Below are 20,154 nucleotides of genomic sequence, written 5' to 3'. Positions count from 1 at the left end.
TAGACCTAGTATCTAGCTGCATCAGGTTTTAGTTAATTAGGCCTCAGCTTCCGCTTTACGAGCCTCTTGGCAGCCCTTAATGGCTGGCGCAAGGATCTCTAAGGCAGTTTTATCGCAAGGGCTTAAGCTGGCGTCTGATTGATTGATTGGCGTAACCCGCTTACCCCAGCGAATAGCAGCCGCTCCCCAGGTTAAACCCGCGCCAAAGGCTGCAAGCAATACGTTATCACCAGGTTTGATTCGACCTTCTTCTAAGGCTTCACAAAGCGCAACTGGTACGGTAGCTGCGGAGGTATTACCGTATTTTTCAATGTTCACCATAATGTTGTCGTACGGAGCATCAATACGTTTAGCCAGCGCATCAATAATACGTAAGTTAGCTTGGTGAGGCACAATAAAGTCAACTTCGTTATTGGCTATATTGGCTTGTGCAAGCACATTAGTCGCCGCTTCGCCCATGCCTTTTACTGCGCGTTTGAAGATTTCTGGTCCCTCAAACTGAAAGTTGTATAAGGTGTCTACCCCAGAAAAACGCTTACGGTTTGTTCCGAAATCAGAGATAAACAAAATCTCACGCTTTTCGCTGTCACAACCTAATTTGGCCGCTAAGAACCCCACTTTTTCTGCGTCGTCATTAGTTTCTAAAATAACCGCTCCTGCGCCATCGCCAAATAATACGGCGGTATCGCGTTTGGTCCAATCGAGCAGTTGAGTCAGGCGCTCAGCACCAATTAACAAAATGCGCTTCATTGCTCCGGTTTGAATAAGTGCAGACGCCGTTTGCATACCGTAAACAAAGCCACTACAGGCAGCGTTCATATCAAATACTGCAGCCTGGTCAGCTTTTAAAATTTGTTGAACACGGCTGGCGCTGCTCGGTACCGAGGTGCCAGGGGTACAGGTACACAAAATAATCGCGTCTAGCTGATCTGCTGTTAGGCCGGCGGCTGCCAAAGCTTGTAAGCCTGCTGTTGCTGCCAATTCAGCAATATCAACATGCGAAACACAGCGCTCTTTAATCCCTGTGCGGCTACTAATCCACTCATCCGATGTGTCGAGAAATGTACTTAAGTCGTGGTTAGTGAGTCGTGCTGGAGGCATACATTTGCCCCAACCAGTTATTTCAGCATTGTGCATAGCGAGCTTAAAATCCTAGCTAATTTATATTGCAAAGGATTATGCCTGATGCTCGGCAAATAACCAAACGAGAGCAAAATTTAGTCTCGAACTGCTAGTTTTGAGGCTTAGTTCAAAATTTTAGTCAAAGCTGTCGTTTTGTAGGGCTTTTTGTGCGATAATTGCCCGAAATTGATGGACTAGACCTACAGAAGTGTAGGCATATTTGTGTGACAGGGATGCTTTATTTTTCTCTGGTTAACGTAAATGAGGTCTATTATGACTATTCACAATATACATTCCACCCTGTCGCCGCCTGGTGCGCAAGATAATAAAACTACTTGTTTTAATGATAATACGCGTTTTTTTGTGCTAACCGTTGATTTCTACGCGGATTCTTTAAGTTTATTGGCCTTTGGTGGTGATGTGATTGGCAATTTGCCTCCTACTAAACAGGTGGCGGTAAATGGCGAAGTGGACGATCTTGATAGTTTTTTCCGCACCATGTTTATTTGGTCGTTTTCCAATATCTCCGAAGTGGACGCTCCCTCCCCATTGAATCCTCAAGATTGGTTGTTACTAGACGCGAACGAAGCGTAGATTAACCCAAGGACTAGGGCGCTAGTTGTATAGCGTCCAATTGTTATTTTTCTGAGAGTCAAAGCAACGTGCCCCCGAAGCTTTTAATTCAATAGTCTGGAGTGGTGCAAGCCTTAGTGCCAGCAACCCTGCTGTATCCTTAGCTAAAGCGAGTGCCAAAGTGAGTAATTTAGTTTATGGATTACCGAGAAGATCTGATGGTTACTTGAATCTATCGTTTAATGAGCCATTTAATCATCAACAGTGGGATTCGCCACAAGCTTAGGGTGGGAATGGCAACTGCTACTAGGGTAGCAATTGCCTATTAGCCTCTTCTATAAGTACCTTGTACGAAGATGTTGTTCAAAATACTGGCTATTCAATGTTTCGCCAGTGGAGCGGCGGACCAACTCATCGGTTTCATAAATACTGGCTTGCGACCAAATATGTTGTTGAAGCCAAGCAAAGGCTCCACTGTAATCTCCAGCGGCAATCGCTTGTGGAGTATCTGGTTTTGCTTTTACCAGAGCAGCATGAAACTGCGCCGCATACATTGCCCCAAGTGAATAGGAGGGGAAGTAGCCGATTAAGCCAGCAGGCCAATGTACATCTTGCATACAACCATCTTTAAAGTTCCCCTTGGTGGATAAGCCTAAATACTGCTGCATCTTTTGGTCCCACAGCTCTGGGATATCCGCCACACTAATTTTCTGATTAATTAAGTCTCGCTCTAATTCGTAACGCAACATAACATGAGCAGGGTAGGTGAGCTCATCAGCGTCGACGCGAATGTAACCGGGCTTAACGCTTAAGTAGTGGCGTTTAAGTTCTTCTAATTGCATGGGTTGTTGTTGGCATAAATGCTGATTAACCAAGGGAAGCAACTGCTCTACAAATGGTTGGCTGCGCCCTAGCTGCATTTCAAAAAATAGGCTCTGGCTTTCATGAATACCCATAGAGCGGGCTTGGCCAAGGGGCAAGTCTAGGTAATCTAGCGGTAGGTTTTGCTCGTAACGGGCATGTCCTGTTTCATGTACTACACCCATTAATGAACGGGTAAAGTCTTCTTCTTCGTAACGCGTGGTGATACGAACATCGCTAGGTACGCCACCGCAGAAGGGGTGAGCGCTTACATCTAATCGGCCGCGCTTAAAATCAAATTGTAGTTTTTCCATTACGGCCAAACCAAGTTGCTTTTGTTGCTCGCTAGGAAAAGGCCCATTTAGCTGTAGTGCTGGCCAAGTAGATTGCTTATCAACCACTTGTTGAATTAGTTGCGGTAACCAAGTTTGGATCTCGCCAAATACCGTGTCTAAACGTTGCATTTGCATGCCTGGTTCGTATAAATCCAGCATAGCATCATAAGGATTCAAACCTGTTTGCTCGGCACGGATCTGTGCTTCTTCTATCGCCAGTTGCATAACGGCTTGCTGGTTTACCTGAAAAGATTTCCAGTCGTTGGCGCCACGTTGGTCTCGCCAAGCGTGCTCACAATGGGCAGTGGCTAAAGACTTTGCTTTTACTAAGTCTGCTGGCAGTGCAGTATTGTTGCGCCAACTGCGTTCCATTTCTCGTAATGAAGCTTGTTGAATAGGGTTAAAATTTTCTTGTGCAGCCTGGCCTAGCCAATCTTGCATTTCAGGGCGAGTGGCTTTTTCATGAATTAGCACCGCTAGTTCGGCGAGGGCTTCTGCACGCGCTTGATTGCCGCCATCTGGCATCATGGTAGCTTGATCCCAGCCGCATATAGCACTTAAATGTGACAGCTTAGAAAGGTGCTGAAAATGTTGGCTGAGTGCTTGGTAAGCGCTTTGCTTAGACATAGTAATTCCTTGAGTAACCTAGTTTACGCTAGGCGGCGAGCGTGACGCTCACGGTTATCGAGTTTTTGTGACTCGCTTTTTTTCAATAAAACGTAAATAGCGCCTGTGCCACCGTGCATGGTTTGGGCACTATGAATGGCTAATACCGCATCAATTTGTGGTAACCATTGGCTTACGTAACTTTTAAGTAAAGCGGGTGGTTCACTGTTGTGGCCTTTACCAGGAATGATAAGGGCGCTACGAATATTGAGCTCTTGGCACTGCTTAATAAAGCTCACCACCTCGTTACGAGCTTGTTCTAGCCTAAACTTATGTAAATCGAGTTTGGCTTGAATCTCATATTTGCCCAAGCGTAGCTTTTTAAACACACCTTGTTGTAGGCCTGACTTTTTGAATGACACTAAATCGTCAGGATGAAGCAGGGTGACATGCTCGAGGGATAAATAATCTTGAGAAGTGGCGTGATGATGCTCGGCGGCTTGTTGACGCGCTTGCTTGGCCGCATCATTGAGGCTATCAGAACTACTGAGTACCGCATCTTGTTTTAACGGTTTTACGCCAGCAACTTCTTGCTGGAAAAGATCAAATTCATTAGACATAAAAGAACCCCTGAACAACGAAGTCCCTTCTTTATAAAACAGAGCGGGCAGCGGCGCAACCGCTGCGTTTGCTTAATTTTGTGGAGGTTCGCTTTGACGAATTTTTTTCAAGAAGTAATAAGTATAAAAACCCATCAATGCAATTGTAGTGGCAATTACAGTGACAGACATTAATCCAATGCTGTTACCAAACAGTAAATCGAGCCAAAGTTCCATTGCTAACTCTCCTTTCAGGTAAGTAAAGTTAGCTTAATTTAGTCAATGAAATGTCAAATTGATGTGGGTCAATTTGTTAAAGGATCGACTTCACGGATTGCGTAACCCAGCTTTTTAAGGCTGTCTAATAGTCCTTGTTCACCGTATAAATGCATGGCACCTACTACCACGAAACTGGTATTTTCAAGCTGAGTAAGTTGTTTCATCCAGTTGCGATTTCGCTGATAAAGAAGTTTTTCAAGTACCTGCTCAGCCCCTTGTTGAAACATTGGATCGTCGTTGAGTAAGTTAAGTAGCTTGTTGTTCTCGCCGTTATTCCAATGGCTGACTAATTGCTTGAATAAATCAGGCACTTGGTCAAAGTCATCGAGGGTTTGCTCCAGTAGCGGAACTTGAATGCTACTTAGGCTACTTAATGCTTCTATTTGATCGGCAAAACTCTCAAGTTCATATACCGGTGTATTGCTATGTGCCGCTTGTTTAATAAAGTGCAAATCTAGACCAAGCTCTGGCTGATAACCCAAAGTTTGCATTTGTAATTGGCTAAGCACCACCGCTACATACCAGGGCTGCATGTTATCGAAAATGTGCGAAGAAAGGCCCAATTCTTGGCTGCGCTTGGCTAAAAGCGTCATGTATTGAGGGCTGATGTAGTCACTAAGACTTTTGCCGGCAGGCAGTTGGCTAGCTGCACTCAGCACTTGTTGATCTTGGCTGCTAATGTTGCTCACGTTGGTTTCAATCACTAAGCGCTGGCTTTGTTGGTAAGCCTCAGTAAATGGCGCAGGTAGTGGATAAAAATCTTCGGTACCAAGATGAATTGATCCAAATAGATACAGCTGTTGATGGCCTTTATTTGCTAACCAAAGCGAAGGCTCTGCAGCAATTTGGCTGCTAGAAAAAATAAGTAATAAAGAGCCTAAACGGCTGATCCAAGGTTTCATGGTTAATCCACTCATTCAAAGAGAAAACTACTTTAACATGAGTGCTTTAAGCTGCCAGTAGCTTTAGCTTTTTTTAAGAATTGCGTCCAGTATAGTAACCGGCAGAATGCGCCGTAACCAAGCAAACAAATGAGTAGGAAAGGTGACGTAATATCGGGCCTTGGGTTTATTGGCTTCTAATGCGTGCAATAGCGCTTTGTAAACGGCGCTAGCGGGCAAGGTGAATTGGCTACTTGGCCCTTCTTGCGCTAGTCGTTCAAGCGTTTGCTGGTAAGCTTGCTGGTGGCGAGTATTGTTAGCATCGATATGTTGCTCAAAAGCGCGTTTGGCATTTTTTCTAAAGTGGCTAGTTATAGGGCCGGGCTCGATAAGTGATAAGTGCAGCGGCGTGTCAGACAGTTCCAAACGCAGCGTATCGGTATAACCTTCTAGGGCAAATTTACTGGCGTTGTAAGCACCACGGTACTTCATGGCCACCAAGCCTAATACCGAGCTGTTTTGTATGATACGACCATGTTGCTGTTTGAGCATGTGTGCTATGGCCAAACGGCTTAGGTGGTGCCAGCCAAAAAGATTGGTTTGAAACTGCTCACGTAAGGCCTGGGTGGGTAAATCTTCTAACGCCCCTGGCTGGCCATAAGCGCCGTTGTTAAACACAGCATCGAGCTGGCCATTACTAATGTTTAAGGTTTGTTGCCAAGCTGACTCTATAGAGGTATCACTGGCCAAATCTAGCTGCACGCAGTGAAGGCCAGTTTGCTGGAGACGCAGAACATCATCAGCCTTTCGGCAGGAAGCAATAACCTTATAACCGCGTGAATGAAGTTGCTGGGCGCAATACAGACCAATGCCTGAACTACAGCCAGTAATTAAAATGGAGCGGGAGGTTTGGCTCAAGCAATACCCTGTATTTTCTTCTCATAGGCTTTATCAACTAATTGCCTATCAATTTGTTCATTTACAATCTCGTAATCTTGAACAAACTGGCAGCCGAGTGCAAATTCATTACGCTCATTCGGAGTGTTTTTTATTTGGCAGGTAAGAATTATCGGGTCATCTCGTTTAGGAAAGCGAGTTTGTAACTGAAGGTTCTTATCTTTAAGCACATTGATATTAAACTTGTTAGCCGCACTAGGTACAAACTTACAACCGCGTGAGGAGATGTCTTTTAGTACACCGCGTAATACGTGTTTAGAATCTAGGTGTAAGGTAGCGGGTTGGTAACATTCGTAACGGTCGTATTTACGCAGTGGCATAGACATAACATTTTGCGGATATTGTAAAATCATCCAACGGGCGGGTTCATTAATTAGCGTGACAATTTCAGAGCGGAAGGCAATAAGTTTGCCGTCCCAATGAAACCGTGCATTGACTTCGCAGCCTTCGCTAATAATGTTAATGCCTGAGTTTGCGTCACCGCCATTGAGGCGACAAATAATATAGCTGGTTTGATCAACACCAATCCAATGGCCCTTAAAGTCAGCGGCCTTTTTGAAACGAGTGGTAATGCTTAGGTTAATCCCGCAATTAGGCGGTACTTTGTGAAATTGTACTTGATCCATAAAGAAGAAACGCTAAATCCATTTATTGCTGCCACTAGAGGCGGGCCGCGTGGCTTAATTTCGATGATTCTAGCGGAAAACAATCAAAAAAAACATCTTGTAAAAATATATCTCAGAGCAGATTTTATTTTGTAAAAACTCAATTAGTTTAGGGCTTTAAATAAAACACATTAACATCAACGAATTATAAAGCCCTTGTGATAAATACCTTTGTTTGCGCAGACTTAGTATTTCCAAAATGGTTTTTCCGCTTCGTGCATCGCTTCGGCTCTGCTTACCCCAATGTCTTTAAGTAAGTAGTCTGGAAGTGACGCTAGTTCTCTGCGGCTTTTTCTGCGTAACAGTAAGCGGCTAATGTAGTTTGGTAAGCGTGTAATGCTTAATTTAATTACATCATAAACACTGTGTTGAACGTGACGGTTGGCCTGATTTAAGTAACTCATGATGAACTCCTTTTGTGTTGATGGTTAAAAAGTACGCTAAATTGGGGTAAGCTGACAAACGACTAAAATTGACTTTCGGTTAAGGAAAACTTAAGTGAGTGAGCGTTTGCCACCCTTGCAGGGCTTGTACTATTTTTATCTGGCGGCAGAGACGGGCAGTTTTAAACAAGCTGCCGAAAAGCTGTATGTGAGTGCCGCAGCCATGAGCCAGCAAATTCGCCAGTTAGAAGAGAGAGTTGAGGTACAGTTGTTTGAGCGGCAACATCGTAAGGTAGTGCTAACGCCAGAAGGTGTTACCTTGCATCACTATGCCAAACAAGCTTTTCGTAGCCTGCAGGATGGGGTGCGACAAATTAGCCAAGACCCAGATCCACTCAGCTTATCGTTATCGGTATTGCCATCGTTCGCTCAGCATTGGCTGGTGCCACGGCTTGGTGAGTTTAGCCAGCAGCATCCAGATTTGTCGGTAATGCTTATGCCCAAGAACAGCTTGATTGATTTTCGCCAGGATCGCGTGGATTTATGTGTACGTTATGGCTTGGGTGATTACGAAGGATTGCATTCGGTTAAACTGATGGATGATCATCTTTATCCAGTTTGTCATCCCTTGTATTTAAAGCAGCACCCCATTGAATCGCTCAATAACTTAAGCGAACACACCGTGATAGATGATGCGAGGCCAGATATGAACTGGCAACATTGGCTGCAAGTGGCTGGTTATGAATCAAGTACAGCTAAGGCTAATTTACGTTACCAAGGCGCTCATGTGGTTATTGAGGGGGCGTTAGCGGTGCAAGGAATAGCCTTAGTAAGACATAGCTTGGCATGGAAGTATATTCAGCAAGGTGTGTTAGTAAAGCTAGGAAAGGTAGAAGTGAAGCCGCGTTACAGTTATTACTTGGTTGCACCTAAACCCTATTTTAATCGTGACAAGATAAAGCAGTTTAGCGACTGGATTCAGTTGCAAGCGCATCAGTTTTGGGCAGAAGCAGAGCAGCAGCGTGTTCAAAGTAAAATAGTGAACACGCAGATGATGAAGTATTAACGGTAGGCTTTAGTTCTTTCGATTTAGTTCATCTGATTTAGTTCTTAACGATTTGTTGGTCGTCTAAACCTTGAATATCAAGCCGAGTGGCCTCCAGGGTTGCCCAACTTTTACCGTTACGGATAATCTCAGCTTTAACTAGGTGATAATCTAACTCTGGCGCTAGCCATAGCCAAGTACTGCGGCCTTCTCGTTTCTTTTGTTCAACTTTTAAGGCTTCAAAGGTGCCTAAATTGGTTGTAACGGTTTCTTCAGCAACAACGGTGAAGCGGTAGTTATCAACTTCATCAATCACGTTGTAGTGATAATCTAAATCGGTTAGGCCTTTCTTTAAGTCATTCTGTAGTTGTACTGAAAAGCCTGCCGCATCCATTAACTGGTGTACATCTTCTGGCGCTTCAAAATGATGGCGCTCGCCATCAACATCTACAATTAATCCACCCTTTCTATCGGGATGCCCTGTGACCTGGGTAGTAGAAAAAAGACCGCTTTGCTTCAGCACAAAACCTAAAGTTTGTACGTCTTGTTCATGATAGGTAAAACGCGAGGTATCGTCGTACTTTAAACCGCCAGCGAGGGCAGTGCCAATGCTTTTAATTTGATAGGTATCGTTGCCTAAATCGATAAGTTGACGATAGCCTTTTGCAATAGGGATGCCTTTAAAGTTCGCGCTATATTCAGCCTCAAAGGGCAAAACCTCGGCTAGGCTGGCGGTGCTAATTAACAAAGCTGATAGAGCAATAGCTTTTGAAAGTGACATAACAATAACCCCAGAATATCTTTAAATGAGTATAGCTGCCCGATATGACAAAGCGTAAGGCGAATTTTAAAGTAAAAAAAAGGCCCCGTAAACGGGGCCTTATAGTTCAGGACTTAGTTAGCAATTAAGCTTTCGCTTTAGTTGCTTTCTTAGCCGCTGGTTTTTTAGCTTTTTGAGACTCAGCTTCAGCACTGTCTGCTGCTTCGGTGTATGGACGACCGTAGTATGAATCAAGTAGTACTTGCTTCAATTCGTTGATTAATGGGTAACGTGGGTTTGCACCAGTACATTGGTCATCAAACGCGTCAACCGCTAGCTCATCAACTTTCGCTAAGAAGTCAGCTTCGTTCACACCAGCTGCTTGAATTGATAGTGGAATATCAAGCGCCACTTTCATTTCATCTAACCATGTTAACAATGCGTTAATCTTGTCTTCAGTGTTACCTGCAGTGAAACCTAAGTGTGCCGCAACTTCAGCATAACGAGCACGCGCTTTAGGGCGATCGTACTGCGAGAATGCAGTTTGTTTAGTTGGGTTGTTAGTTGCATTGTAACGAATGGTGTTCGAAATCAACAACGCATTTGCTAAACCGTGTGGTACGTGGAACTCAGCACCTAGTTTATGCGCCATTGAGTGACACACACCCAAGAAGGCATTCGCAAAAGACATACCAGCGATAGTTGCAGCATTGTGAACTTTCTCACGAGCAACTGGGTCTGTTTTACCATTAGCGTAAGAGCTAGGTAGGTATTCTTTCAGTAATTTAAGTGCTTGTAGTGCATGTCCGTCAGAGTACTCGTTGGCTAGTACAGAAACGTAAGCTTCCATAGCGTGAGTAATCGCATCGTAACCACCAAAGGCACATAAAGACTTAGGCATATCCATTACTAAGTTAGCGTCAACTACTGCCATGTTAGGCGTTAGTTCGTAATCAGCTAATGGGTATTTTTGACCGGTTGAATCGTCAGTTACAACGGCGAACGGTGTTACTTCAGAGCCCGTACCAGAAGTAGTAGTAATACATACTAGTTCTGCTTTAGAACCCATTTTAGGGAACTTGTAAATACGTTTACGGATATCCATAAAGCGCATTGATAGGTCTTCGAAATCAGTTTCTGGGTGCTCGTACATTACCCACATGATTTTCGCAGCGTCCATTGGTGAACCACCACCAACAGCTAGAATAACGTCAGGCTGGTAGCTATGACATGCTGCAGCGCCGGCTTTTACTACTGTTAATGTAGGGTCAGCTTCAACTTCGTGGAATACTTCAACTTCCATGCCTTTCTCTTTAAGAATAGAGCGAAGGTCGTCGATGTAACCATTGTTGAATAAGAAACGGTCAGTCACGATAAGTGCGCGTTTCTTGCCATCTAGATCGTCCATAGCGATTGGTAATGAACCACGACGGAAGTAGATAGATTTAGGAAGTTTATGCCACAACATATTCTCAGCTCGCTTCGCTACAATTTTCTTGTTGATTAAGTGTTTTGGACCCACGTTTTCAGAAATCGCGTTACCACCCCAAGAACCACAACCTAGCGTTAATGAAGGAGCTAATTCGAAGTTGTAAAGGTCACCAATACCACCGTGTGAAGAAGGTGTATTCACAAGAATACGTGCAGTCTTCATTTTGTCACCGAAGTAAGCAATACGATCAGCGTTAGCATCTTGGTCGGTGTAAAGTACAGATGTGTGACCAACACCACCGATGTCTAATACGATACCCGCTTGGCGAACAGCATCTTCAAAGTCTTTCGCTTTGAACACACCTAGCGTTGGAGATAATTTCTCGTGAGCAAACTCATCGTCGTAAGACGCTTCTAAGCCTTCACCGATTAAGATTTTGGTTGCTTTCGGTACTGTTACGCCGGCTAGTTCAGCAATTTTGTATGCTGGTTGGCCAACGATTTTAGCGTTAAGCGCGCCGTTGATAAGCAGTACTTTACGTACTTTATCAGCGTCTGCTTTGCTTAGTACTGCTGCGCCATATTTAGCGAAACGGGCCATTACTTCGTCGTACTTAGATTCAACGATGATTGCCGCTTGCTCAGAAGCACAGATTACGCCGTTATCAAAAGTCTTAGACATTAAGATAGAAGAAACAGCACGTTTAACGTCAGCAGTTTCGTCGATAACAACAGGTGTGTTACCCGCGCCAACACCAATAGCAGGCTTACCTGAAGAGTAAGCAGCTTTAACCATGCCTGGACCACCAGTTGCAAGGATAAGAGAGATGTCATCGTGCTTCATCAATGCGTTAGACAATTCAACAGAAGGAGTATCAATCCAACCGATGATATCTTTTGGAGCACCCGCTGCAATTGCTGCATCTAACACAAGCTTAGCAGCGAAGTTAGTTGAGTTTTTAGCACGTGGGTGCGGAGAGAAGATACAACCGTTACGCGTTTTCAAGCTGATTAAAGCTTTGAAAATGGCTGTAGACGTTGGGTTAGTAGTTGGTACGATTGCACACACAATACCCACTGGCTCAGCGATAGTAATTGTGCCGCCTTCGTCGTTGCGGTCGATAACGCCACAAGTTGGTTCGTCTTTATATTTGTTGTAGATGAACTCAGAAGCGAAGTGGTTCTTGATCACTTTGTCTTCCATAATGCCCATGCCAGACTCTTCAGCCGCCATACGAGCTAGTTCAATACGTGCTGTAGAAGCAGCGAGTGACGCAGCGCGGAAAATCTTGTCCACTTGTTCTTGGTCAAAAGATGCAAATTCAGCTTGCGCTGCCTTTACTCGAGCAACCATTGCGTTTAACTCATCAATATTACCTACAGGCATCCTGTTCTCCTCATTTAAACTAAAACTAATTAGTAAACCGATACTGTCTAATTCGAATCTGAAAATCGTAGACCGTTATGTCGCTTTAGTGGTTTAGTAATTAACTTTCACCAGCGATTATAATAGCCCTTTAGTGGTACCACTTGATCCAGATCATGTGTTGCTAAGTTACAAATGTAAAAAAATCACTAAATAAATACAGCGATATTTAGCGATTGGTGTAATTTTTGAACATTTATTGTAATTTTAACCATATTCTTTTGTAATACAAAAGGGTGGTAATTCTAATTAAAAGTGATTTTTACTGATCATTAACAATAATTGTTAGAGGTTAGCTTAACTTAGTGCTTTAACAATAAAAAACTATTTATTTGCGAGAATAATAGGGATGAATGGGCTGTAAAAGGTAACTTATTATTTGTCGTTTTTGTTATTCGAGTGTAGCATCTGGCGTGTATGAGCTTTTTATTAGAATATTGTACTGATTTAATATTCATGTAAAGTGAATGGAAATATCACAGAAGGCTAAAATATAGCTCACTGTGTCAATATGGAGATGAAAATGAAAACTGCTAAAACCCTCGCGGCTAGCCTCGTTAGCGCCGTAATACTAAGTACCTTCACTACCGCTACTTTTGCTGCAGATGTTCCCGCTGGCGTTAAACTTGCGCCGGTACAAGAATTAGTCCGTGGTAACGGTACTGAACCTGCTTCTTTGGACCCTCATAAAACCGAAGGTGTTCCTGAATCAAACGTGATTCGAGAGCTTCTTGAAGGGTTAGTAAACCAAGACGGCGATGGCAATTTAGTGCCTGGAGTAGCAGAGTCATGGGAAACTAAAGATAACAAAACATTCGTTTTTCACCTACGTAAAGACGCAAAGTGGTCAAATGGCGACGCATTAACTGCTCACGATTTTGAATATAGTTTCAAACGCGCTGTAGACCCAAAAACTGCCGCTCCTTACTCTTGGTACTTAGAAATGACTACCATGGTAAATGCTGCAGAGATTATTGATGGCAAGAAAGACGCGTCTGAATTAGCGGTTACCGCATTAGATGACTACACCTTAGAAATCAAACTTGAGCAGGCGCTACCATATTTTGTAGCAATGACTTCTCACACCACCTTGAAGCCAGTTCACCGCGCAACGGTAGAGAAATTTGGTGACAAGTGGACTTTACCGGCAAACTTCGTGGGTAATGGCGCTTATAAAGTGAGCGAGTGGGTGGTTAACGAAAAAATCGTAATGACTCGTAACGAAAACTACTGGGATAACGACAGTACCGTTATTAACAAAGTAACTTACCTGCCAATCGAAAACCAAGTCACCGATATGAACCGCTTTTTAGCCGGTGAAATTGATATGACTTACGAAATGGCCAATGAGCACTTTAAGCGCATGCAAAAAGAGCAGCCAGATTCGTTAAAAGTAACGCCTTACTTATGTTCTTACTACTACGGCTTTAACAACAAAAAAGCCCCGTTTGACGATGTTCGAGTGCGCAAAGCTTTGTCTTACGCCATTGATCGTGATGCAGTCGCTAAGTTCATTGTAGGTAAAGGCGAATTGCCAGCTTACAATTTTGCTCACCAAAAAGTGGCTGGCTTACAAGTTGATACGCCAGATTACGCAACCTGGACACAAAAAGAGCGTAACGCTAAAGCAGCGGCGTTACTGGCCGAGCTAGGTTACGGTAAAGACAAGCCTCTAGAGTTTACTTTGTTGTATAACACCAGTGAGAACCACAAGAAAATTGCTATTGCGGTAGCGTCTATGTGGAAGAAAACGTTGGGTGTTAAAGTTAACCTTGAAAACCAAGAGTGGAAAACCTTCCTAGATAACCGCCGTAACGGTAACTACGATGTTACTCGCGCGGGTTGGTGTGGTGATTACAACGAAGCGTCTACCTTCCTTTCGTTAATGCAAAGCAACAACGGTAACAACGACCAATTCTACAATAGCCCTGCTTACGATGGCTTCATGAATGGTGCGATGGCTGCTGTAGACGATGCCGTTCGCAGTGATAACTACCGTCAAGCGGAAGCGCAACTTGCTCAAGATATGCCGCTTGCACCTATCTACCACTATGTAAATGCGCGTTTGGTTAAACCAACAGTGGGTGGTTACCCAATGAATAACGCGGAAGATAAAATTTACACTAAAGATCTATACATCATCGCTAAATAATTGATGTTTGTTGAATAAGGCACCTTGCTTATCAGGGTGCCTTATTTTGTTGTTAGCTAGGTAATAGTGCGCAACGAAAATAAATAAAAGCTGGATACTTGTATGATTAAGTTCATCTTAAAACGAATGTTAGAAGCAATCCCCACTTTGCTGGTATTGATTACTATCACCTTTTTCATGATGCGTTTTGCCCCGGGAAGCCCTTTCTCTGGTGAGCGCTCACTACCGCCTGAAGTCCTCGCCAACATCGAGGCGAAATACGGTTTAGATAAACCGGTTTTGGAGCAATACTTCTCCTATCTAGGCAGTTTGGCTCAAGGCGACCTTGGCCCTTCATTTAAATATAAAGACTACACCGTGAATGAGTTAGTGGCGCAAGCCCTACCGGTGTCTGCCAAAATTGGCTCTATCGCCTTTATATTCACAGTATTAATGGGTGTGTCTGTTGGCACGCTAGCGGCACTTAAACAAAACACCTGGATGGACTTTAGTATTATGTCTACGGCAATGGCCGGGGTGGTGATGCCTTCCTTTGTATTAGCCCCTACCTTGGTGTATATCTTCGCCATTAAGCTGCAATGGCTCCCCGCAGGCGGGTGGAATGGGGGGCAACTGCAGTACATCATATTGCCGATGCTTGGCATGTCTTTACTTTACGTTGCGTCTTTTGCGCGGATTATGCGCGGTAGCATGATTGAAGTACTAAGCTCCAATTTTATCCGTACCGCTAAAGCTAAAGGCCTACCTTATCGCCATATCATATTGCGCCATGCTTTACGTCCTGCACTGCTGCCCGTGGTGTCGTACATGGGGCCAGCGTTTGTCGGTATTATTACTGGCTCGGTAGTGATTGAAACCATTTTTGGTTTACCGGGCTTTGGTAAGTTATTTGTAAATGGCGCGCTTAACCGAGATTACTCTTTAGTATTGGGTTTAACCATTCTGATTGGTAGTTTCACTATTATTTTCAATGCGATTGTCGACATTTTATATGCCTTCATCGATCCAAAAATTCGCTACTAGGAGGCTGCTATGTTAGATAATAAACAGAACAGCGAAGCGCTTAGCGAGTTCGCCGATAAATTGGAAATTGAAGGTCGCAGCTTGTGGCAAGACGCCCGCATGCGCTTTATGCGCAACCGCGCGGCGATGGTGAGTTTGGGCATCTTAGTATTTATTACCTTGTTAGTGGCATTTGGCTCGCACCTTAGTGAGTTTGCTTTTGACGATACTGACTGGGGCGCTATGCATCATGCACCGTCTATCGAGAGTGGCCATTATTTTGGTACCGACTCTTTAGGTAGAGACATGTTTGTACGTACCTTATTAGGTGGTCAAATATCGTTACTTGTTGGTGTAATGGGGGCATTTGTTGCGGTGCTTATTGGCACTTTGTATGGCGCCACTTCTGGCTTTTTGGGGGGCACAGTAGACCGAGTTATGATGCGCTTGCTAGAGATCCTTTATGGCATTCCATTCATGTTCTTTGTGATTTTGTTGGTGACCTTTTTTGGCCGTAACATCTTCTTGGTATTTGTGGCGATTGGTGCAGTATCGTGGTTAGACATGGCGCGTATTGTTCGAGGCCAAACTCTAAGTCTTAAAAACAAAGAGTTTATTGAAGCCGCCGAAGTATGTGGTGTATCAAAATGGAAGATCATTACTCGCCATATTGTGCCAAACGTATTAGGCATTGTGGCGGTGTACGCCACTTTACTGGTGCCGCAAATGATTCTTACAGAGTCATTCTTAAGCTTTTTAGGTTTAGGTGTACAAGAGCCAATGACATCTTGGGGCGCACTACTACAAGATGGCTCGCAGACCATGGAGATTGCCATTTGGCAATTGCTGTATCCAGCGGCATTTATGGTTGTCACACTATTCAGTTTTAACTATGTAGGCGACGGTTTACGTGATGCCTTAGATCCGAAAGATCGGTAAGGCAAGGGTATAACAATGAGTTTATTAGATGTTAAAGACCTTCGCGTGGAGTTTTCAACTCCTGAAGGCAGTGTTACAGCAGTGAATGATTTAACCTTTTCACTAGAAGCCGGACAAACCTTAGGCATTGTGGGTGAATCGGGTTCTGGTAAAAGCCAAACCGCTTTTGCTTTAATGGGATTACTGGCGAAAAACGGCGTCATTTCTGGCGAAGCGCTATTTAATGGTCAGCAAGTGCTTAACTTGCCTGAACAGCAGTTAAACGCTATTCGTGCTGAGAAAATCTCGATGATTTTCCAAGACCCAATGACTTCGCTCAACCCTTATATGAAAGTAGGTGAGCAGCTTAAAGAAGTATTGCGTTTGCACAAGGGCATGAGTAATCGTGAAGCCCATGTAGAAGCTGTGCGCATGTTAGATGCGGTGAAAATGCCAGAAGCTGAAAAGCGCATGGCGATGTATCCACATGAGTTTTCTGGCGGTATGCGCCAGCGCGTAATGATTGCGATGGCCTTACTATGTAAACCACAATTATTGATTGCCGATGAGCCTACCACTGCCTTGGATGTTACCGTTCAAGCGCAGATAATGACTTTGTTAAACGAGCTAAAAAGTGAGTTTAATACGGCGATTATTATGATTACTCACGACTTAGGTGTTGTGGCGGGTATTTGTGACAAAGTGCTGGTGATGTACGCTGGGCGAACCATGGAATATGGGAGCGCTAAAGACGTATTCTATCGACCAAGCCACCCCTATACAGAAGGCCTGTTAAAAGCGATTCCACGCTTGGATACCGAAGGCGAAATACTGCCAACAATTCCGGGTAATCCACCTAACTTGTTAAAGCTTCCGCAGGGCTGTCCATTCCAGGAGCGTTGCCACAGAGTGAGCGATCACTGTCGTCAGCATACACCTGAACTAAGCACTTTTGGCGATCAGCGTCAGCGTGCTTGCCATGACAACTTCCACTTAAGCGGAGGCCAATAATATGAGTGATAAAGCCTTATTGCTGGACGTAGTGGATTTAAAAGTCTATTTCAAAATTAAGAACAACAAAGGTTTACCTTGGGCGCCAGCTGCTACCTTAAAAGCGGTAGACGGCGTATCACTAAAACTCTATCAAGGTGAAACCTTGGGTGTGGTTGGTGAGTCTGGCTGTGGTAAATCTACCTTTGCGCGTGCGGTGATTGGCTTAGTGCCAGCCGAAGCGGGTAAGGTGGTGTGGTTAGGCCAAGACTTAACCAAATTGCCACATAAAGAACTACGTGAGAAACGTAAAGAGATTCAGATGATCTTTCAAGATCCGCTGGCTTCGTTAAACCCGCGTATGACCGTTGGCGATATTATTGCCGAGCCCTTACAAACCTTTTACCCCAAGCTGAGCAAGGCAGAAGTAAAGCAGCAGGTAAAAGAGATGATGACCAAAGTAGGTTTACTGCCTAACGTTATTAACCGTTATCCGCATGAATTCTCTGGTGGTCAGTGTCAACGTATTGGTATTGCACGGGCGCTAATCTTAAAACCTAAGATGATTATTTGTGATGAACCGGTCTCTGCCTTAGATGTATCGATTCAAGCTCAGGTGGTTAACTTACTTAAAGAGTTACAGGCTGAAATGGGGCTTAGCCTTATTTTCATTGCTCATGATTTATCGGTAGTGAAGCACATTTCTGACCGAGTGTTGGTGATGTATTTGGGCAATGCGGTAGAGCTGGGCACATCAAAAGCACTTTTTGATAAACCTACGCATCCTTACACTAAGGCCTTGATGTCGGCAGTGCCAATTCCTGATCCTGATTTGGAACGTAACAAAACCATTGATTTACTAGAAGGCGATTTACCGTCGCCAATTAGCCCGCCATCGGGTTGTGTATTCCGCACTCGCTGTCCAATTGCTACCGAGCAGTGTGCTCAGTTAAAACCGCAGTTGGAAGGTACTAGCGATCACTCAGTGAGCTGTATTCATACTGCAGTGTAAGCCTTAGTCGGTAATAAAAAGCCAGACACTTGTCTGGCTTTTTTTGTTGCTTAGCTTTCGCTTGGTAGCTTTGAGCTTAGATATCACTGAATTGTTGATTCAGCTTTAAAGCTAAAATCTGTTCAGCTATATCTTGGGAGCTGGCATACAACACGCCTTGCTGATTCATAAAGCTAGAACCTGAGTTATTTAGCGCTAGGGTTTGACCCATACTGTCACTTACCCACGCTTTTCTTCCCCTCGCAATAGCAGCGGTAGCGGCAAAATCCCAAATGCTGCCACCGCCTTCGTTGCGCTTAGCCAATTTCAAGTAAAAGGCATCATTGCTGTCCATTACTGAGCAAGCGTTTACTACCGCGCCAGCCTGATGATTAATTACTAGCTCCTGATAGCCTAAACGATTTGCTAAGGCGCTTAGCTGCTGCTTTAGTGGGCTAAAGTAAGCTTCTTTCAAGCTACTTCTATCGCAGTAGAATACTAAGGCTTGGCTGGTATTAGCAGTGCTAAGGCTAAGCGTTTGCTGCTGTTTAATGCTTCGGTATTGATGGGAGTTCACGTCAAAGTAGCTGTGATAAAAAACTTTGGAGAAGGGAAGGTATACCACTCCAATCAATGGCTGACCTTGCTTGTTTATAAGGGCGATAGACACCGCGCAACCATTACCGCCTTCAATAAAGGGGAGGGTGCCATCAAGAGGGTCAATGGCCCAAAATGCTGGCTGAGTGAGCCTTGGGTGTTGGCTAAGACTGTGTTGCTGAGTATTTTCTTCGGCTAATACCGCCAGCTCAAATTGCTGAGTAGCCTGCTTCAAGTGTTCTAAAATCAATTGCTCACAGTGCACATCAACCTGAGTTACCACTTGCGCACTTAAACTTAGGGCTGAAGATTTGTGATCAACCTCTAGCGAGCTACGCGGGAAGGCGGCGATGTACTCTCCGGCTTGTTGCGCGGCTTCAATGGCGAGTTGCTTAAGCTGCTCAAGGTTCGCCGTGCTAAATGGGCAGGATATTGATGGATGATTATTGCTATTCACTAAGCTAAGGCCTTAAGCGCACGCTGGGTTTGTTGTTCGCTGTAACTATTGAGCTTCCAATGATCAGGGCTCCAGCCAAGCAGAAACCGCTGGAAGTCGGCCCAGGCGAAGGGATATAACGCGCGCCACTGACGTTCTAGCTCGGCAACGTTTACTAAGCTTATCTTATAGTGCGAAATAGCCTGCTTAAGCTGGTGGAAGTAGACTTCAAGAAAATGGTCTTGTTGTTCAAAACATTGCTGTTCACTTAAACAGCTGCCCATAAACAAGACTAAATCCTGAATACCACACCCTTTGCCCACGTATTGAAAATCTACCGCTGCTGCTTGGTTCATCTCTTGGTTAAAGCAAAAGTTAGCGAGTTTGGCATCACCGTGAATCAAACAATGGTAGTCACTGTTTTGTAGTTGTTGGTCGATGGCCGTCGCTGCTTGCTTGAGTGGACTATCTTCCATGGCGGCGAGTTCGTCTGGGCGGGTAGCTAAATGCCAGTAGCTACCTTGCTGCCAAAGTTTTGCTGCTGGGGCTTGTAAAAAACGCGCATGAAAGTAAGCCAGCCAACGCACACATACCAAGGCTTGTTCTACGCTTACTTGTTGTTTTACTTGATTAAAACCGAGAGTATGTAAGTCTTCAAGAACCAGCCATTGTTGATTGTTATCTGCACTTAGGTCTAACAAGCTTGGAACGTAACAGTTGTTATCACAGGCTGCTGCAAAGTGTTGATACCAAGCAAGTTCAACTTGATAAGAGCGAACTTTACGTTGGTGAGAGCTTTGAGTATTCCATCCGCGAGGGTGTTCTACTTGCTCAGGATAGCGAATATTTTTAACCACTAGGCTAGAGCGCAAACCCTGCTTAAAGTGCACTCTTAGTAATTCGCCATATCCGCCCCATAGTGACTGAATCAACTCGCTATGGTGAATCTGTTTGGCTTGGTTTATTTGGCAAAGTTTTGCTTGTTGTTGGGTACTTAAAGACATTAAAATAATTATGGTTCGAGTATCTAGATATAGTACGACATACGAGCACCTAAACACGAGTGTTGACTATCAAGTTTAATTTTTGTTGTTTACCCATGGGCTGTTTGATTCAGCGTTGGCGAGCTTAACACTAAATAAAGT

19 protein-coding genes are annotated in these 20,154 nt (G+C 44.2%); 7 read left to right on the top strand and 12 right to left on the bottom strand.

Features of this window, described 5'->3' with window-relative positions:
* Positions 1-36 precede the first annotated feature (36 nt).
* Positions 37-1,137: a ketoacyl-ACP synthase III gene (locus tag Q4549_RS17385; RefSeq protein ID WP_303553650.1), complete on the bottom strand. Its 1,101-nt coding sequence runs from the start codon at positions 1,135-1,137 to the stop codon at positions 37-39.
* Between the two features lie 258 nt (positions 1,138-1,395).
* Here Q4549_RS17385 and Q4549_RS17380 point away from each other — a divergent pair, with 258 nt between their 5' ends.
* The gene (locus Q4549_RS17380; protein WP_303516071.1) at positions 1,396-1,716 is read left to right on the top strand and encodes a hypothetical protein; all 321 of its coding nucleotides are present in this window, start codon (positions 1,396-1,398) and stop codon (positions 1,714-1,716) included.
* Between the two features lie 314 nt (positions 1,717-2,030).
* On the opposite strand, the gene Q4549_RS17375 is transcribed toward Q4549_RS17380, so the two are convergent.
* The 7 genes from Q4549_RS17375 to Q4549_RS17345 all read right to left on the bottom strand — a co-directional run bounded on the left by Q4549_RS17375 (position 2,031) and on the right by Q4549_RS17345 (position 7,282).
* Positions 2,031-3,518, bottom strand: a complete 1,488-nt coding sequence (locus tag Q4549_RS17375; protein WP_303553651.1) for a carboxypeptidase M32 — start codon at positions 3,516-3,518, stop codon at positions 2,031-2,033.
* A gap of 23 nt (positions 3,519-3,541) precedes the next feature.
* Positions 3,542-4,117: a DNA endonuclease SmrA gene (gene smrA / locus Q4549_RS17370; RefSeq protein WP_303516075.1), complete on the bottom strand. Its 576-nt coding sequence runs from the start codon at positions 4,115-4,117 to the stop codon at positions 3,542-3,544.
* A gap of 72 nt (positions 4,118-4,189) precedes the next feature.
* Positions 4,190-4,333, bottom strand: a complete 144-nt coding sequence (locus Q4549_RS17365) for a DUF3149 domain-containing protein (protein ID WP_137672653.1) — start codon at positions 4,331-4,333, stop codon at positions 4,190-4,192.
* 68 nt (positions 4,334-4,401) lie between these two features.
* Positions 4,402-5,277 carry a TraB/GumN family protein gene (locus Q4549_RS17360; protein ID WP_303553652.1) on the bottom strand — a complete coding sequence of 292 codons (876 nt, stop codon included), beginning with the start codon at positions 5,275-5,277 and terminating at the stop codon, positions 4,402-4,404.
* A 63-nt stretch (positions 5,278-5,340) separates the two neighbouring features.
* Positions 5,341-6,174 (bottom strand): SDR family oxidoreductase, encoded by an 834-nt coding sequence (locus Q4549_RS17355; protein ID WP_303553653.1) that lies wholly within the window; start codon positions 6,172-6,174, stop codon positions 5,341-5,343.
* Entirely contained in the window at positions 6,171-6,839 is a 669-nt protein-coding gene (locus Q4549_RS17350) for a PilZ domain-containing protein (protein WP_137672656.1), read from the bottom strand. The genes Q4549_RS17355 and Q4549_RS17350 overlap by 4 nt, the downstream gene beginning before the upstream one ends.
* A 224-nt stretch (positions 6,840-7,063) precedes the next feature.
* Positions 7,064-7,282 carry a DUF1127 domain-containing protein gene (locus tag Q4549_RS17345; protein WP_303516086.1) on the bottom strand — a complete coding sequence of 73 codons (219 nt, stop codon included), beginning with the start codon at positions 7,280-7,282 and terminating at the stop codon, positions 7,064-7,066.
* Positions 7,283-7,376: 94 nt separating this feature from the next.
* Between Q4549_RS17345 and Q4549_RS17340 the strand changes: the two genes are divergently transcribed.
* Positions 7,377-8,327: a LysR substrate-binding domain-containing protein gene (locus Q4549_RS17340; protein ID WP_303553655.1), complete on the top strand. Its 951-nt coding sequence runs from the start codon at positions 7,377-7,379 to the stop codon at positions 8,325-8,327.
* Positions 8,328-8,364: 37 nt separating this feature from the next.
* Here Q4549_RS17340 and Q4549_RS17335 read toward each other — a convergent pair whose 3' ends face one another.
* A complete protein-coding gene (locus tag Q4549_RS17335; protein ID WP_303553656.1) occupies positions 8,365-9,087 on the bottom strand; it encodes a DUF3108 domain-containing protein in 723 nt (240 codons plus the stop codon).
* 124 nt (positions 9,088-9,211) lie between these two features.
* Positions 9,212-11,884: a bifunctional acetaldehyde-CoA/alcohol dehydrogenase gene (gene adhE / locus Q4549_RS17330; RefSeq protein ID WP_303553657.1), complete on the bottom strand. Its 2,673-nt coding sequence runs from the start codon at positions 11,882-11,884 to the stop codon at positions 9,212-9,214.
* A gap of 562 nt (positions 11,885-12,446) precedes the next feature.
* On the opposite strand from adhE, the gene Q4549_RS17325 reads away from it, so the two are divergent.
* From Q4549_RS17325 to oppF, 5 genes are all read left to right on the top strand, one after another.
* Entirely contained in the window at positions 12,447-14,075 is a 1,629-nt protein-coding gene (locus Q4549_RS17325; RefSeq protein WP_303553659.1) for an ABC transporter substrate-binding protein, read from the top strand.
* Between the two features lie 102 nt (positions 14,076-14,177).
* Entirely contained in the window at positions 14,178-15,098 is a 921-nt protein-coding gene (gene oppB / locus Q4549_RS17320) for an oligopeptide ABC transporter permease OppB (RefSeq protein WP_137672662.1), read from the top strand.
* A gap of 9 nt (positions 15,099-15,107) precedes the next feature.
* Complete coding sequence (oppC, locus tag Q4549_RS17315; RefSeq protein ID WP_137672663.1) at positions 15,108-16,016, top strand: oligopeptide ABC transporter permease OppC; 909 nt, start codon at positions 15,108-15,110, stop codon at positions 16,014-16,016.
* A gap of 15 nt (positions 16,017-16,031) precedes the next feature.
* The gene (locus Q4549_RS17310; protein ID WP_303553663.1) at positions 16,032-17,006 is read left to right on the top strand and encodes an ABC transporter ATP-binding protein; all 975 of its coding nucleotides are present in this window, start codon (positions 16,032-16,034) and stop codon (positions 17,004-17,006) included.
* A gap of 1 nt (position 17,007) precedes the next feature.
* On the top strand, positions 17,008-17,997 hold the full coding sequence (gene oppF, locus Q4549_RS17305; protein ID WP_137672665.1) for a murein tripeptide/oligopeptide ABC transporter ATP binding protein OppF: 990 nt from the start codon (positions 17,008-17,010) through the stop codon (positions 17,995-17,997).
* Positions 17,998-18,073: 76 nt separating this feature from the next.
* On the opposite strand, the gene Q4549_RS17300 is transcribed toward oppF, so the two are convergent.
* Both Q4549_RS17300 and Q4549_RS17295 read right to left on the bottom strand, forming a co-directional pair.
* The gene (locus Q4549_RS17300; RefSeq protein ID WP_303553665.1) at positions 18,074-19,030 is read right to left on the bottom strand and encodes a 3'(2'),5'-bisphosphate nucleotidase CysQ; all 957 of its coding nucleotides are present in this window, start codon (positions 19,028-19,030) and stop codon (positions 18,074-18,076) included.
* Positions 19,030-20,013 (bottom strand): phosphotransferase, encoded by a 984-nt coding sequence (locus tag Q4549_RS17295; RefSeq protein WP_303553667.1) that lies wholly within the window; start codon positions 20,011-20,013, stop codon positions 19,030-19,032. The genes Q4549_RS17300 and Q4549_RS17295 overlap by 1 nt, the downstream gene beginning before the upstream one ends.
* Positions 20,014-20,154 lie beyond the last annotated feature (141 nt).

It is taken from the genome of Agarivorans sp. 2_MG-2023, from assembly GCF_030548085.1.
GTDB lineage: Bacteria > Pseudomonadota > Gammaproteobacteria > Enterobacterales > Celerinatantimonadaceae > Agarivorans.
Note: the sequence above shows the minus strand (reverse complement) of the source record. Positions and strands in the feature narration are given on the sequence as shown.

What these genes read in the sequence shown, in the direction of transcription:
- Q4549_RS17385 (WP_303553650.1), bottom strand. Translation starts at nt 1,137, where the DNA reads ATGCACAATGCTGAAATAACTGGTTGGGGCAAATGTATGCCTCCAGCA.
- Q4549_RS17380 (WP_303516071.1), top strand. Translation starts at nt 1,396, where the DNA reads ATGACTATTCACAATATACATTCCACCCTGTCGCCGCCTGGTGCGCAA.
- Q4549_RS17375 (WP_303553651.1), bottom strand. Translation starts at nt 3,518, where the DNA reads ATGTCTAAGCAAAGCGCTTACCAAGCACTCAGCCAACATTTTCAGCAC.
- smrA (WP_303516075.1), bottom strand. Translation starts at nt 4,117, where the DNA reads ATGTCTAATGAATTTGATCTTTTCCAGCAAGAAGTTGCTGGCGTAAAA.
- Q4549_RS17365 (WP_137672653.1), bottom strand. Translation starts at nt 4,333, where the DNA reads ATGGAACTTTGGCTCGATTTACTGTTTGGTAACAGCATTGGATTAATG.
- Q4549_RS17360 (WP_303553652.1), bottom strand. Translation starts at nt 5,277, where the DNA reads ATGAAACCTTGGATCAGCCGTTTAGGCTCTTTATTACTTATTTTTTCT.
- Q4549_RS17350 (WP_137672656.1), bottom strand. Translation starts at nt 6,839, where the DNA reads ATGGATCAAGTACAATTTCACAAAGTACCGCCTAATTGCGGGATTAAC.
- Q4549_RS17345 (WP_303516086.1), bottom strand. Translation starts at nt 7,282, where the DNA reads ATGAGTTACTTAAATCAGGCCAACCGTCACGTTCAACACAGTGTTTAT.
- Q4549_RS17335 (WP_303553656.1), bottom strand. Translation starts at nt 9,087, where the DNA reads ATGTCACTTTCAAAAGCTATTGCTCTATCAGCTTTGTTAATTAGCACC.
- adhE (WP_303553657.1), bottom strand. Translation starts at nt 11,884, where the DNA reads ATGCCTGTAGGTAATATTGATGAGTTAAACGCAATGGTTGCTCGAGTA.
- Q4549_RS17325 (WP_303553659.1), top strand. Translation starts at nt 12,447, where the DNA reads ATGAAAACTGCTAAAACCCTCGCGGCTAGCCTCGTTAGCGCCGTAATA.
- oppB (WP_137672662.1), top strand. Translation starts at nt 14,178, where the DNA reads ATGATTAAGTTCATCTTAAAACGAATGTTAGAAGCAATCCCCACTTTG.
- oppC (WP_137672663.1), top strand. Translation starts at nt 15,108, where the DNA reads ATGTTAGATAATAAACAGAACAGCGAAGCGCTTAGCGAGTTCGCCGAT.
- Q4549_RS17310 (WP_303553663.1), top strand. Translation starts at nt 16,032, where the DNA reads ATGAGTTTATTAGATGTTAAAGACCTTCGCGTGGAGTTTTCAACTCCT.
- oppF (WP_137672665.1), top strand. Translation starts at nt 17,008, where the DNA reads ATGAGTGATAAAGCCTTATTGCTGGACGTAGTGGATTTAAAAGTCTAT.
- Q4549_RS17295 (WP_303553667.1), bottom strand. Translation starts at nt 20,013, where the DNA reads ATGTCTTTAAGTACCCAACAACAAGCAAAACTTTGCCAAATAAACCAA.